The organism is Hyphomicrobium sp. MC8b (assembly GCF_905067615.1).
Lineage (GTDB): Bacteria > Pseudomonadota > Alphaproteobacteria > Rhizobiales > Hyphomicrobiaceae > Hyphomicrobium_B.
Map to the genome: position 1 here is coordinate 550,725 of NZ_LR898465.1, position 13,842 is coordinate 564,566.

General features: G+C 58.2%; 12 protein-coding genes and 1 riboswitch. Of the genes, 4 read left to right on the plus strand and 8 right to left on the minus strand.

Annotated features, from left to right (window positions below; translation table 11 throughout):
• Window positions 1-373: 373 nt before the first annotated feature.
• Window positions 374-736: a VOC family protein gene (locus ACLB1Z_RS02650; protein ID WP_409561919.1), complete on the minus strand. Its 363-nt coding sequence runs from the start codon at window positions 734-736 to the stop codon at window positions 374-376.
• Window positions 737-803: 67 nt separating this feature from the next.
• Between ACLB1Z_RS02650 and ACLB1Z_RS02655 the strand changes: the two genes are divergently transcribed.
• The 4 genes from ACLB1Z_RS02655 (at window position 804) to ACLB1Z_RS02670 (ending at window position 6,089) form a co-directional block, all read left to right on the plus strand.
• On the plus strand, window positions 804-1,232 hold the full coding sequence (locus ACLB1Z_RS02655) for a MarR family winged helix-turn-helix transcriptional regulator (protein WP_013945925.1): 429 nt from the start codon (window positions 804-806) through the stop codon (window positions 1,230-1,232).
• 103 nt (window positions 1,233-1,335) lie between these two features.
• Window positions 1,336-2,640 carry a nicotinate phosphoribosyltransferase gene (pncB, locus tag ACLB1Z_RS02660; RefSeq protein ID WP_409561920.1) on the plus strand — a complete coding sequence of 435 codons (1,305 nt, stop codon included), beginning with the start codon at window positions 1,336-1,338 and terminating at the stop codon, window positions 2,638-2,640.
• A 209-nt stretch (window positions 2,641-2,849) separates the two neighbouring features.
• A riboswitch (cobalamin riboswitch) is annotated at window positions 2,850-3,076 on the plus strand.
• Between the two features lie 260 nt (window positions 3,077-3,336).
• On the plus strand, window positions 3,337-5,427 hold the full coding sequence (locus ACLB1Z_RS02665; protein ID WP_409561921.1) for a TonB-dependent receptor plug domain-containing protein: 2,091 nt from the start codon (window positions 3,337-3,339) through the stop codon (window positions 5,425-5,427).
• Between the two features lie 95 nt (window positions 5,428-5,522).
• Window positions 5,523-6,089 carry a hypothetical protein gene (locus ACLB1Z_RS02670; protein WP_409561922.1) on the plus strand — a complete coding sequence of 189 codons (567 nt, stop codon included), beginning with the start codon at window positions 5,523-5,525 and terminating at the stop codon, window positions 6,087-6,089.
• Window positions 6,090-6,242: 153 nt separating this feature from the next.
• Here the strand turns inward: ACLB1Z_RS02670 and ACLB1Z_RS02675 are convergent, their stop codons facing one another.
• The 7 genes from ACLB1Z_RS02675 to ACLB1Z_RS02705 all read right to left on the minus strand — a co-directional run bounded on the left by ACLB1Z_RS02675 (window position 6,243) and on the right by ACLB1Z_RS02705 (window position 13,827).
• Window positions 6,243-7,166 carry a hypothetical protein gene (locus tag ACLB1Z_RS02675; protein WP_409561923.1) on the minus strand — a complete coding sequence of 308 codons (924 nt, stop codon included), beginning with the start codon at window positions 7,164-7,166 and terminating at the stop codon, window positions 6,243-6,245.
• A 134-nt stretch (window positions 7,167-7,300) separates the two neighbouring features.
• Window positions 7,301-8,185 (minus strand): alpha/beta fold hydrolase, encoded by an 885-nt coding sequence (locus ACLB1Z_RS02680; RefSeq protein WP_409561924.1) that lies wholly within the window; start codon window positions 8,183-8,185, stop codon window positions 7,301-7,303.
• A gap of 275 nt (window positions 8,186-8,460) precedes the next feature.
• On the minus strand, window positions 8,461-9,423 hold the full coding sequence (locus tag ACLB1Z_RS02685) for a cation diffusion facilitator family transporter (RefSeq protein ID WP_409561925.1): 963 nt from the start codon (window positions 9,421-9,423) through the stop codon (window positions 8,461-8,463).
• A 64-nt stretch (window positions 9,424-9,487) separates the two neighbouring features.
• On the minus strand, window positions 9,488-11,899 hold the full coding sequence (lon, locus tag ACLB1Z_RS02690; RefSeq protein ID WP_409561926.1) for an endopeptidase La: 2,412 nt from the start codon (window positions 11,897-11,899) through the stop codon (window positions 9,488-9,490).
• 10 nt (window positions 11,900-11,909) lie between these two features.
• A complete protein-coding gene (locus ACLB1Z_RS02695) occupies window positions 11,910-12,317 on the minus strand; it encodes an Hsp20/alpha crystallin family protein (RefSeq protein ID WP_409561927.1) in 408 nt (135 codons plus the stop codon).
• A gap of 160 nt (window positions 12,318-12,477) precedes the next feature.
• The gene (locus ACLB1Z_RS02700) at window positions 12,478-12,876 is read right to left on the minus strand and encodes a hypothetical protein (RefSeq protein WP_013945934.1); all 399 of its coding nucleotides are present in this window, start codon (window positions 12,874-12,876) and stop codon (window positions 12,478-12,480) included.
• Window positions 12,877-12,966: 90 nt separating this feature from the next.
• Window positions 12,967-13,827, minus strand: a complete 861-nt coding sequence (locus tag ACLB1Z_RS02705) for a hypothetical protein (RefSeq protein ID WP_409561928.1) — start codon at window positions 13,825-13,827, stop codon at window positions 12,967-12,969.
• Window positions 13,828-13,842: the final 15 nt, after the last annotated feature.

The following is a 13,842-nucleotide window of genomic DNA, read 5'->3' on the forward strand; positions in this document are numbered from 1 at the left end:
GAGGCTTCGATCCTTTAGCTATGCCGCCCACTCGTAATCCGAATGCGGACAGCAACGGATGGGCGCAGTACTGTGGCTCCGCATTCGGCTTAGATGTCTGATCGCGCGCTAAGTTCGCTGCTTCGCTTAAAACGCAGGGAATTTGGTTTGCGAGACACGAGTTCGCGTCATACCGTCCGCACGGTCAGTTTTGGCTACCCTTGCGAACGTCTGACGCCCATGCTGCAGATTTACCTCTTTAATCGATTGGGTATGGGCTGGCCGGTGCAAATTGCTTTCCGCTGCATCTTGAATCTTGAGATCACGTTTCGGCCGCGCCTGCGAATTTGTCGAAGTCTGCTTTCGCGATTTGCAATGCCTATCCATTAGCGTGTCATGCGGTATGCGCCGTGATCGTGTAGCCAAATGGATCGCGGAACGCGAAATACCTTCCGAATGGGCCGTCCTTCGGCGAGAAGATGATGGGTGTTCCTGCTGCCTCTAATTCTTCGTGCAGCGCGTCGGCATCATCGCAGGCGAACCATAGCGCAATGCCCCAGCCCAATTTTCCTTGAGCGGCTTCCAGATCCATCAGCGGCTTTCGGACCGCGAACGGAACAGGCTTGCTGTTGAAGACGATCGCTTCGGGCGTCTCTTGCAGCAGGGGCAGGCCCAACTTGTCGCCATAGAAGGCTCGGGCAGCTTGAAGGTCTTCGGTTTGGATGGCGATAAAATCGGGTCCAGTCAGTCTGCTCATCGTTGCCTCCTTGGCGTGCGGTGATAATATCAGTCACCTGATATAATATAAGGCGGCTGATATTGCAATGAACAAGGACATGACCCCGCTGCTGGGTTACCGGCTGAAGCTTGCTCAGCATGCCCTGCATCGCCGTTTGGAGGAGGCTTTAAAGCCCCTTGGGCTCAATCCTGCGCAATATGCGGTGCTCGCCCAATTGAATGCGAGGCCGGACCAGACCAACGCGGATCTTGCGGAGCGCGCATTCATAACGCCGCAATCGATGCAGGGCGTTTTGGCGAAGCTCGAAGGATGGAAGCTCGTGGAGCGCCGACAGGACGCTCATCATGGTCGCCGGCAGCTTGCGCGTTTAACGCCCAAAGGGCGTCTGAAGGCCGAGGCGGCAAATGCTGAGGTGATGCGGATTGAGGAGGTTCTTGAGGCTGCGGTCTCTCCAGATACCGTGACGGATGCCGTAGATCTGATGAACCGGCTTCACAATGCCATGTGCAAATAGAACTGTTGGAGGTATGGCGCTTCAGGGCTTATCCACTATTGCTGCTGATAACTTTGGCGTTTGCTGTAGCTCATCATTTAGCGCATCATCTTAGATTGACATCATGACCGTCACCGACATTGCGACGCGTACCTACAATCACAATTTTCGGCTCGATCCGATCATCCGCAGTTTGCTCGATACCGATTTCTACAAATTGCTGATGCTGCAAATGATCCGCAAGGTCCACCCGGACGTGCGGGTGACTTTCTCGCTCATAAACCGCTCGAAGGATGTGCGTCTTGCCGACATCATCGATGAGGGCGAGTTGCGTGCTCAGCTCGATCATGCGCGTGCTCTACGTTTTACCAAGAAGGAGCTGATCTGGCTCGCCGGTAACAGCTTTTACGGCGAAACGCAGATGTTCGGTGCTGACTTTATCGCATGGCTCGCCGATTTTCAGTTGCCGGATTATGAGCTTCGCAAAGTCGATGGTCAGTATGAACTCGATTTCGCAGGGCCTTGGACCCACACGACCATGTGGGAAATTCCGGCGTTGGCGATCGTCAACGAACTCAGGTCGCGCGCCGCGATGCGCGCCAAGGGTCGCTTTGCGCTCGACGTGCTCTACGCGCGCGCCAAGGCGAAGCTCTGGCAGAAGGTGGAGCGGCTGCGCGCTCTGCCGGACGTTGTCGTTTCCGACTTCGGCACGCGGCGTCGGCACGGATTTCTATGGCAACGTTGGTGCGTCGAAGCACTGAAAGAAGGGCTGGACGGACACTTCATCGGAACGTCGAATGTGCTGCTTGCAATGGATGCCGACTTAGAAGCTATCGGCACCAACGCTCACGAATTGCCGATGGTGGAAGCCGCTCTTGCAGATAGTGACGAGGACTTGGCGAAGGCGCCCTATCGCGTCTTGGAGCAATGGCGGCAGGAATACCGCGGGAATCTGCTGATCGCGTTGCCCGATACTTTCGGAACCAAAGCCTTTCTGGCGCGTGCGCCCGATTGGCTTGCAGGATGGACTGGCTTTCGCCCGGACAGCGCGCCTCCGATCGAGGGCGGAGAACAGATTATCGCGTGGTGGAAGGCGCACGGTGTCGATCCGCGCGGAAAACTACTAATCTTCTCCGACGGTATGGATATCGACAGTATCGAAGACACGTATCGTCATTTTCACGGGCGGGTGCGAACCAGCTTCGGCTGGGGCACCAATCTCACCAATGATTTTCGCGGCTGCGATCCGGACGGCGCTCCTGGTCTTGATGCGATCTCGCTTGTCTGCAAGGTCACGCGCGTCAATGGCAAACCGGCGGTCAAGCTGTCTGACAATTCCGCGAAAGCTACGGGAGAGTCCGCGGAAATGAAACGCTACGAGCGTGTCTTTGGAGTGGAGGGTCGTGCTATTCATCCAGTGCGCGTGTGATGGTCGAAGCACTGATCTCGAAAGGTTGCGAAGAAAGAAAAGCCAATCCTCGCCGGTCGTAATCATCCTTGAAAAATATCCAGGGAGATACATCCGTATGCTGAATTTGTCCGATTCCCGGAAGGCAGCGGCAAATGCATTGCAAATCCGCAAAACGCGTGCTGCTGAATTTCTTTAAATCCCGGATTGACAGCTCGGCCGACTTATTTCTTTATCGTTAGCGTGACGGTTGGCCCTCGGCGAAAGCTGAGCGGTCATGAAAAGGGAACGCGGTGCGGCGCTTCTTGCGCCAATGCCGAGACTGCCCTCGCAACTGTAAGCGGCGAGTCGGCTCCGACTAAAGCCACTGAAGATCTTGCATTAGAGATCCTCGGGAAGGCCGGAGAAGACGCCTGAGCCGCAAGTCAGGAGACCTGCCGGCACAAGCTGCCCATCTCCCGTGCGCAGGGCGCGGTAGAGCGGAAACCCGTAGCGGCGGCTGTATGTCAACCGGTGGGCAACCACTTCGGTCGTGCAGGTCGTTATGCTGAGCGGATAAAAACTTTCAAGTGTGCAGGCATTCATGGGACGCAGCTTTCAAGAGCCGCGTCGCAGAGTCCGCGCGCTCGTATCCCGCACATCTGCAGATCGAATTGGAAACTCACCCCGATTTCAGCGACCGGGGGTCTCATGCTGCGCGTGTCAAGACGGAGAAAAATGCGGATAGCGTTCGCCTTTGCAACAGTTGGAATTTCAGCTCAGGAAGCGAGCGCGCAAGTTCCAGCTTCGCCGAATACCAAGTTGCCGGCGGTCAACGTCATGGCGGACGACGACAGCGATGCGCCGTCCAAAAAGGTCAACGCGCCGGCAGCGGCCCAACAGGTTTCAACGCCGGCCGTTTCGAATTCCAGCGGTTCTTCGGCGACCGCCGATTCCTCTGACATCGCGGTGTCTCCAACGGGTACGCCCGAGCCAGTCGATCAGATCGGAAGTTCCGTCACCGTGATCACCGCAAAAGAAATCGCGGCTCAACAGCGCCGCACGCTGCCTGACGTTTTGAAGATGGTTCCCGGCCTTAACATCGTGCAGACCGGCGGTCCTGGCGGTCAGACGTCGGTGTTCATGCGCGGAACGAACTCCAATCACACGAAGATTCTGATCGACGGCATCGACGTCAGCGATCCGACCACACCCAATCGCACGTTCGATCTGGGCCAGATGCTCGCCATGGATATCGAACGCGTTGAAGTTTTGCGCGGTCCGCAGAGTGGTCTTTACGGCGCGGATGCGCTCGGTGGCGTGATCCTGATTTACACGAAGAGGGGCTATGGTCCGCCGAAGACGACCGCAATGATAGAGGGCGGCTCTTTTGGGACGTTCAATCAGGCTGCGAGCATTAGCGGTGGCACGAACAAGTACAACTACTACTTCAATGTCTCGCATTTTCGCGCCGACGACATCCCCGTGACGCCCGAGAATTTACTTCTTCCGGGAGAGCAGCGTCATTCGAACCGATACGATAACTGGACCTACTCATCGAAAGTCGGTGTCGATATCACCAAGGATGTGACGGTCAATCTCGTCGCCCGATACACCGACGGCACGCTGCATTACACGGGTGACGCCTACGATCCGTTCACAAACACATCCTATCCGGCGCCATATCAATCGGGTTCCGACGTCGATGATTTTTACTCGCGCAGCGAAGTAGTCTGGCGCACGTTCAGCAATCTGACGAACTATTTCGGCATCAATTATTCCAACTCTCAGACCGATAATATCGACCACGTCAACCTCACGGGCAACAACTACTATCAGGGTGACCGGGTTAAGTACGATTGGCGCAATGTTTGGAACCTCGCGCCGGGCTATACGCTGGTTACAGGCGCCGAACATCAGATCGAGCAATTTGATGGCCGCCAGATCAATGAGGTCTTTTCGGGCGGTGGTTCTTCCTATGAGGGCCAGCGCACATTCGCCGAGGAGTGGAACAACGGTGTCTATACGGAGCTTCAGGCTGAGGTCATTCGCAATCTCTTCGTCGCGGCGAACGTGCGCTACGATGATAACGAGAACTTCGGCGGTCACACGACTTGGCGCGTTGCGCCGGCCTATGTGATCGAGAGCACAGGAACCAAGATCAAGGGCAGCATTGGCACAGGCTTCAAAGCGCCGAGCCTCAGCCAGCGGTTTCAGGATTATCCCGCTTACTTTTTCTATGGAAACCCTGATCTCAAACCGGAGGAAAATACCGGTTACGATGTCGGCTTCGAGCAAGCAATTTTTGGTGGCCGCGCACAGTTTGGCGCGACCTACTTCCGGAACGACATCACGGATCTGATCGAGAGCACTTACGATCCAACGACCTTCGTTTCAACGTATGCCAATGTCGGTAAGGCGAAAACGGATGGCGTCGAAGCGTTTATTTCAGCGGATTTGACGAAGGATCTTCGTATCCGTGCGGATTATACCTACACGCAGGCAACCAACGAAGATACGGGCGGATGGCTTCTGCGCCGCCCGCACAACAAGGCGAGCGTCACTCTCGGATGGACGCCGACGGACAAGCTGCTCCTGACGGGTGCGGTGCTCTACTACGGTGACTCGCTCGACATCAATCGCGCGACATTCGAGAACGAGATCTTGCCGAGCTTCACGGTGGTCAACGTCGCGGCCGACTACAAGCTGACCGACAATATGAGCATCTACGGCCGCATCGATAACCTTTTCGACGAGCACTACGAGATTCCTGACGGCTTCCTGGCGACCGGCATCGGCGCCTATGGCGGTATCAGGTTTACGAACTAAGGGCTTCTCTGGCGGGCGACGGCTATGGTATTTACGGATAGCCTCCCGTCCCGGCGCTTTCGTCCGACAGAGAACGATTTCAGAAGGACATGACAATGAAATTTGGTTCCCGATTTGACGATCAAACGTTTTCCTCCTCGCTTGCCCTGAGTGCCATTTGGGTGGCGCTCATCGCAGCTTTGAGCGTTGGCGGCAGCTTCGCGTTCGCCTGCGCCGCGCCGCTCGCCGCTATTGCAGCGCTGGCGGCGACACGAATGGATGCCCGCACGGGATTGGCGCTCGTCGTCACGGCATGGCTCACCAACCAGATCGTCGGTTATGCGTTCCTGAGCTATCCGCACACGTTCGAGTCGTATGCCTGGGGCGCGGCGATCGCAACGATCGCTGCATTCGCTGCTGCTCGGCTTGCAACTGGGATGACCCGCGCTTGGCCGGTGCTTCTGACCGTCTCGTTCTTGCTGGCTTTCGCTGCCTATGAGCTGGCGCTCTACGTCGCAGGCATCCCGCTCGGAAGCTCGGATGATGCCTTCTCGGTCGCAACCGTCGCCCGAGTGTTTGAAGTCAACGCCCTTTCGTTTGCTGGGTTGTTGATTCTGTCCGTCATTGCGAGCCGTTTCGCTCGCCCGTTGGTTTCTGCGCAGCAAGCTCCGCGCACGGCGTGAACCATCTCAACTTCTGTTGATCTCGGGACGACGATGCCGTCATCCCGCGGTCAGCTTATAGGGCCAATTCGCCGGCGTGGCCGGTAACGCGGCTCACGCGCGGCGAAGTGCGGGAGTGTCAGAGGCCCCGGTGGTCTCCGCATTCTTGTCACCTCAAGGGGTGACGAAAACGATCGGGCAATTCACGTTTGCGACCCCTGGGCCGAGCAATTTGGCGTTCTGCGCGGTATCCAGATTGCTGACTTTCGACCAATCGGCATTGTCGTAGACGTTGACCGACCACAGCGGCGAATAACCTTCTTCGCCCGGAAGCGTGGCTGGGACGTTGTGGGTTTGCGGGGAGTTGGGTTCGCTGCGGAAACCCGAACCTGGACCGCCCTTCGGCTCATTGGGATTGACATTGAAAGTTACGTAGATCGGCGAAATGGGGACGTCCGCCCCAGCCACAGAAAGCGGCGCTTCGTTGAAAGCGAAATACTTCGCAACTTTGCCCTTGTACCAGGCGCGCTGCAGTTCGGCGCTCTCACCGTTCAAACGTTGTCTCGCAACCGATTTGTCGGGAACCACAGGCATGTTGAACAGGGTATCGGTTTTCTCGATCGTGTAACCGTACTGGCGCAATTGAGTTTTATCGGTGATTGAATTCGCCACATAATCGGATGGAACCGAGACTTTGTAGACCTGGCGGAAATCGTTATAGCCCTTTTCTCCCGGCAGATTGTCGATGATGTCGAGCTGATCTGAGATCGGGCTTTTCTCACCCTTGCGATAGAAGACATAAACGGGAGCAGGGGTCAGATTCTGGACATCGAAATTGTAATAGCGCACCGGCTTGCCCGTGGTCGGTGACAGTCCGGTGGTAATGAAAGGGCCTTTGTCGAAATGGACGGGCTTATTGGGGCCCGGGATGCCATTGGTTGAGGTGCGCAATTGTAAATGCGCCGCCTTGGCGCTGAAGCGATCTACGGCGACGATCTGTGCCTTATCGGGATTCTTGGCGTGAGGCTTTGCCTGCGCGACGTTGCTTCCTGCGGCGATCAAGACGCCGGTTAATATGATTGCGATGCGGGGGGTCATCGGATGCTCCGGGTTGAATACTTGGAAAGCTGAGCGAACATGAGAGATCGCGGCAAGCATGACTGCCCTGCCATCGAGCACTACGTGCATTGGGATCGGTTTGTTACTTGCCGCCCGGAGGGTGCCGCCGCTTCTTAGGGCGCGGCCCGGTCGACATGTTTCGCCAGGAATTGGAGTATCAGACGAGCGATGTCGTCATTTTTCTCGTCCAGCGCGAAGTGTCCTGCATCAAGCAAATGTATTTCGGCATCGGGTAGGTCGCGCTTGAATGCTTCGGCACCCGGCGCAATGAACGAGGGATCATTCCGTCCCCACACCACCAGCGTCGGCGGCTTGTGCGCCTGCAGCCACGCTTGCCATTCCGAATAGGATGCAACGTTCGTGCGATAATCATAGAGAAGCGCGGATTGTATGGCGTGCTGTCCGGGTTTTGAGAGATGAGCGTACTCGTCCGTCCACGTATCTGGATTGTAACGCTCCGGATGCGATGTGCCCAAGGTGTGGCGCTGCTCGGTCGCTGTCCGCGAAACAAATGCTTCAAATACCTCGGGGTGGGATTTCGGATCGGACCAGTACTTTGCGATAGTCGCCCACTTGGTTCCCAGACCTTCCTGGTAGACGTTCGCGTTCTGGATGATGAGCGACTGAACGCGCTCCGAATGCGCGAGCATGATGCGGAATCCTACAGGTCCACCATAATCGTGGAGATAGAACGAGTACGTCTTGATATCGAGTTGATCGAGGAACGCGTCCATCGTGTTCGCTAGATGATCGAACGTGTAAGCATAAGCTGACGGTGGGGGCGCGTCGCTCTGGCCGAAGCCCGGAAAATCCGGTACGATCATATGATAGCGCGTCGCGAGCAGAGGAATGAGCGTGTCGAACTCGCGAGAGGACGACGGAAAGCCATGCAGCAGAACGATCGCCGGTGCGTTCTTCGGGCCGGCCTCGCGATAGAATATGCCGATGCCGTCGATCGCAACGCGGTGATAAGTCGTCGAAGCGGACGTCGATTCCAAGGGAGCCCCCTGCGCGGCATCGGCCGCCAAGAAAGAGACTGCGAGGGCGAGGATAATAAAAGCTTTCACGGTTCGTGTCCTCGTTCCATGAAGGAGGCGGATTGGCTGGACCGGTAGTTTGGCGGGCACATGCGAAGGGTTGGGGGCACTGGGAACATACAGAAGCGTTACGTTGCCGCTTCGATGCGCGTTACGCACAATCGCACGCAACCCCGCGATCGCCGGGTTTTGGCTGTTGAAAGGTCGACGTCGACGACGTTTCCGCTGTTGCGTCGTCAGCCGGTTTCTTCGCTATCGCCGTAGAATTCTGCGCGCATTTTTTCGAACGTGCGGCGCGTCTGCGGCTTGATGAAGAGCGATATGACCTCCGGGTGCTTGGCGCGAATTCGCTCTTCGAGACGGACGACGGCGGCTTCAATTTGCGGTGTGCGAAGTTCATCGGAGAATTCTAGGCTCAGTGCGACCAGAATCTGATCGGGCGCCAAATGCAGCGCGAAGACGTTGTTGGCACCATCGACGCTCGGTTCTCCGATCGCGAGCGAGAGGATCGAATTGATCACTTCGTCGCTGGCGCGCTCGCCGATAAGGAGCGCCTTGTTTTCGCGGGCAAGGACAGTCGCGGCGATCGCGAGAACGATGCCGATGAGAATCGACGCTGCGCCATCGACCCAGGAAATATCCCAATGCTGTGCGGCGAAGTTTCCGGCCGCCGCAATTGCAATACCGATGAGCGCTGCAGTGTCTTCGAACAGCACCATGAACGAGGGCGGATCTTTGCTGTCGCGCACCGTTTCCCAATAACTGCGCCGCCCTTTGAGCTTGCCGAACCGCTTCAAAGCGATCCACCAAGACGCGCCTTCGAAGATCGCCGACAGCGCCAATACGATATAATTGACGGCCGGATTAGTGATCGGATTAGGCTCGATGATATGAGCGATGCCTTCATAGATCGACACGCCCGCACCGATCGCGAACAGCAGTAACGAGACAATGAAACTCCAGAAATAGAGTTCGCGACCGTATCCTAAGGGATGCGAGTCGTCGGGTCGGCGGCTGGAGCGGAAATAGCCATAGAGCAGCAGAGCTTCGTTGCCGGTGTCGACCAGCGAATGAACCGCTTCGCTCAGCATCGACGAGCTTCCGGTCGCCGCCGCGGCGACAAATTTAGTGGCGGCGACGAGCAGATTGCCGATGAGGGCGGCGTAGACAACTTTTTTGGAAAGTGCGGTTTCGCTCATTTGCCGTATGGTTGCTAGAGCTTGGCCGCAATTGCAATTCCCTATCGCTCGGCGAGCGGCAGTATCAGCTTTCCACTTTCTCGGAAGGCGCGCTTTCGAGCGCTGCAGCTACAGCATCGTCGACGCGTTCGAGCCAGAAGAACTCCAGGTGCTTGCGGGCATCCTCCGGGATGTCGTCGTAGTCTCGGCGATTGCGCGCGGGTAGCATCACGCGGGTGATGCCGGCCGCGGCTGCTGCAACAACTTTCTCCTTGATGCCGCCGACCGGCAACACGAGCCCGCGCAGCGAGATTTCGCCAGTCATTGCGGTGTCGCTGCGGATCGTGCGGTTCGTCAGCAGCGAGACGAGCGCCATGAACATCGCGACGCCCGCGCTCGGGCCGTCCTTTGGCGTAGCCCCGGCGGGGACGTGCACGTGGATATCGTTTCGTTCGAAAATGGCGGGATCGATACCGAGCGAGGTCGCGCGGCTCTTGACGAGCGTCATCGCCGCCTGGGCGCTTTCACGCATGACGTCTCCGAGCTGGCCGGTCAGGATAAGGCCGCCTTTGCCGGGTGCGCGGGTCGCTTCGATGAAGAGGATGTCGCCGCCGACGGGTGTCCAGGCTAGGCCTGTCGCGACGCCCGGAACGCTGGTGCGCATGGCGACTTCGTTCTCGAAGCGTGGCTGTCCAAGCGTCGCGCTGACGTCCGCGACGCCGATATGGACATGCTGGGTGCTGCCTTCCGCGATCTGCACGGCGGCGTGGCGGAACACCTGACCGATATCGCGTTCGAGATTGCGGACGCCGGCCTCACGGGTGTAACCCCGAATGATCGCGGCGATTGCTTCGTCGTCAATATCGGCTTGCTCCGGCTTCAGGCCGTTGGCCTCGAGCTGGCGTTTGACGAGATAGCGGCGCGCGATCTGCAACTTTTCCGTTTCCGTATAGCCCGCAAGGCTGATGATCTCCATGCGGTCGCGCAGCGGGCCAGGAATTGTGTCCAGCATGTTCGCTGTCGCGATAAAAACGACGCGGCTCAGGTCGAACGGCACGCCGAGATAGTTGTCGCGGAAGGTGCTGTTCTGTTCAGGATCGAGGACCTCCAGCATCGCGGCTGACGGATCGCCCTGGATGCCGCGGCCCATCTTGTCGATTTCGTCGAGCATCATGACGCAATTGCGCGCCCCGGCTTTCTTGATGCCTTGAATGATGTTGCCCGGCAGCGCGCCGACATACGTGCGGCGATGGCCACGGATTTCGGCTTCATCGTGAACGCCGCCGAGGCTGACGCGTACGAACGGGCGGCCCATGGCGCGCGCGATCGACTGACCGAGTGACGTCTTGCCGACGCCTGGAGGACCAACGAAGCACAGGATCGGAGCCTTGCCCTGAGGGGCCAGCTTACGCACCGCGAGATATTCGATGATGCGCGTCTTGATCTTTTCGAGGCCGAAGTGATCTTGATCGAGGATGCGCCGGGCTTCGGCGATGTCGATCGGCTTTACTTCCGGCAAGCTCCACGGCAATTCGATCAGCCAGTCAAGATAGGTACGGATCATGCCTGCTTCGCCTGCCGCTTCCGGCATGCGCTGATAGCGTGCGAGTTCCTTCTTGGCCTGGCTCTCGACTTCGGGAGGCATTTTCGCTTTGGCGATGGCCTCCGTCAGCTCGGCGACCTCCTGCGATTTGCCGTCGCCTTCGCCAAGCTGGCGCTGAATGGCGGCCATCTGCTCGCGCAGCACGGCTTCGCGCTGACGCTCGTCGAAAGCAGCTTTGGTCTGGCGGCCGATTTCCTGGGTGAGACGCATGACTTCGATGCGCTCGGCAAGGAGCGCCGAGACGCGGTCTATGCGCGTCGAGAGGTCGACAGTTTCGAGGATGGACTGCTTCTGCTCGGATGGGATGTCCATGTAGCCTGCCGCGAGATCGGCGAGGGTGGCCGGGGATGTCGCGTTCTGGATCGTCGCGATCAGTTCCGGCGGCGCCTGCGGGAGAAGCTGAACGGCTTCGAGCGCCTGGGCCTGCAAATTGCGGAAGCGCGCTTCGATTTCCGTCGAGCGCGTTTCGGGCTCGGGAATGTTGACTACGCGAGCCACCGGGAACGGGGTGCCGGGAAGGAAATCCAGGATGCGAATGCGCTGCACGCCTTGGACGACGATGTGATGCGTTCCGTCGGGCGCCGCGATGTAGCGGACGATGTTGGCAAGTGTGCCGACACGGTGCAGATCGTCGGGGCCGGGATCATCGTTTTCCGGATCGCGTTGCAGGACGATGCCGATCTGGCGTTCCTCACGCACGGCCTGCTGAACTGCGGAAATGGATTTCGCGCGACCGACGGTGATCGGCAGAATGAGGCCCGGAAAAAGCACAAGCTTGCGAACCGGCACGAGGATCAGTGCGTCCGACGGTAGTGCAATGTTCGGCGTAGCGCCCTGACTCGAAGGCGCAGAGCCTTCCGAGGTGGGTGGGTTCGTCTCACCGAGTGTCTTCATTGGGAATCCCTCAACCGGCCTTTGTCAGCGAAAAGACAAGGCAGCCATTTTGTACGAACTGCCGCACGACGTAGCGGCCCGCCGGCAATTGAAGGCGGCGCTCGAAGCGGCCCTGCGGCAGTTCGAGGCGGTGGATGATTGCGTCGCGAAGCTCGCGCGGCAGGACACGGCGTCCCGAGACGACAAGAACGCCGTTGTCGATGGCGGCTGTGACGTTGTCGGGATCGACGCCCGGCAACGCCACGAACACCAGGATTTCGGTTTCGGTCTCCAGAACGTCAATAGGCGGTTCCCACGAAGGTTCGTTCGCTGGCCCCGAAGGCTGCAGCCGGAAAAACTGGCGATGCATGCGTTCGGCGCGGGCGAGGGATTCGACGGCCTCGGACAACATCCAGCTCATCGGGTCTTTGTTCGACATAGATACTTTTTCCCTTAGGGATCGGTCCGTCGACGTTTTTGCTCGTTGGAGGGGAAATCTAGCGCGCTATCCGCGATCTGTCGCTATCCGCGCCGCCGTTAATCGGGCGTTTTAGCAATGCCGCGAAGCAAGCCGCTATAGGAGGCTCGACCCATCGTAATTAGCTGACGCGGGGCGGTTCCTGGTGGTCTTCCCAGAAGAATTTGCGTGCCAACGCCAGCACCTCACCGTCCGTGGGATGGCCGAGCGTTTCGACGCCTTGGATCTTTGCCTTCAGCGCAGGTGCGTGCTGTGCGATATGGTTTACAAGGACGTTCTTTTCGTTGGCCGGGCCGGTGACGAGAATGGCTCCGGCATCTGCGAGCGCATTCGTGACATTTTGCAGAAATTCCTGATCTTCGCTCGCGTGGCCGCTGCCGATGGAATTCGCCTTGTGATGGATGTGGCGGACAGGATCCTTGGGATGGACAACGATGGTATCGGCCTCTGAAGCGCTGAAGTGGAAAACGCGGGCTTCGTGGTGATCGATCCAAACGACAGCGTGGAAATGGCCTGACATGAATTCTCCCATTGGGCTGGCCTGAAGGGCGGAGTGCCTGACTACGATCGCCTGTCCTGCGCGGCGGTCGTTTGCGATTTGTCAAAATCCTTAAGGCGCCGTCGCGTCAACGGGTTTTGTTGCATGTTTGGCCGTGCTCTTTTTCTTTGAGGTTTTCTTGGCTTTAACGGCTGTCCCGGCGCTGCTTGCCGTCTTTGCGGACTTGGTTTTGGCGTGAGCGGCATTGGCGGTCTTTTTGGAGTGCGAAGCCTTTTTCGTGGCGGTCTTCGCGGCAGTTTTCGCCTTCGCGGTTGCGGCAGGCTTTGCAGGCTTAGCCGCGGTCGCCTTCGCCTTTTTGCCAGAGATCGGTTTTTTGGTGGTCGTCTTGGCTGCCTTCGTCGATTTCGCCGATTTGGTTTTCTTCCCGGAGTGGTGGGTTTTGGCCGACGTCACGGCTGGCTCAGTTGCGCTCTTTGGTTTCGCGGCGCTCTCCGCGTCCGTCTTCTTGGCATGTTTTTTCTTGCCGGCCGTCTTATGCGTTTTGGCGGTCTGAGCGGCTGTTGCCTTGGCTGCCGCGGCCTTGGGGTCTTCCATCGCTTCGTTTGCCGCCTGGCCGACCCTGGTCTTTTTGGTGGGCCCAGTCTTCGCTGTTCCGGTCTTCTCGACCGCAGTCTTTGCGGCGTTGTGGCGTTCAACGTCCTGCTTGGTGATCTCGCCGTCCTGAACGAGGGCTACAAGGCATGGTGTCGAGAGGTCTTCGCCGACCTTGCGCATGCATTGGCGAAGCTCTTCACTGCCGACCATGTATTGGCTGCAATGTTGAAAATAGTCGTTTCGGCAGGCACTTTTGACGCGATCGCTAACGGCGTAGGCGGCGGAATTCGAAAGCAGCGACATAGCCAATACGGCGCCGCCGCAGATGCCGCTGCGTAGCGATTTCCAACGCCAACCAATGCTCAGTCCGTCCGTCATCGCGACCCTGTCCCG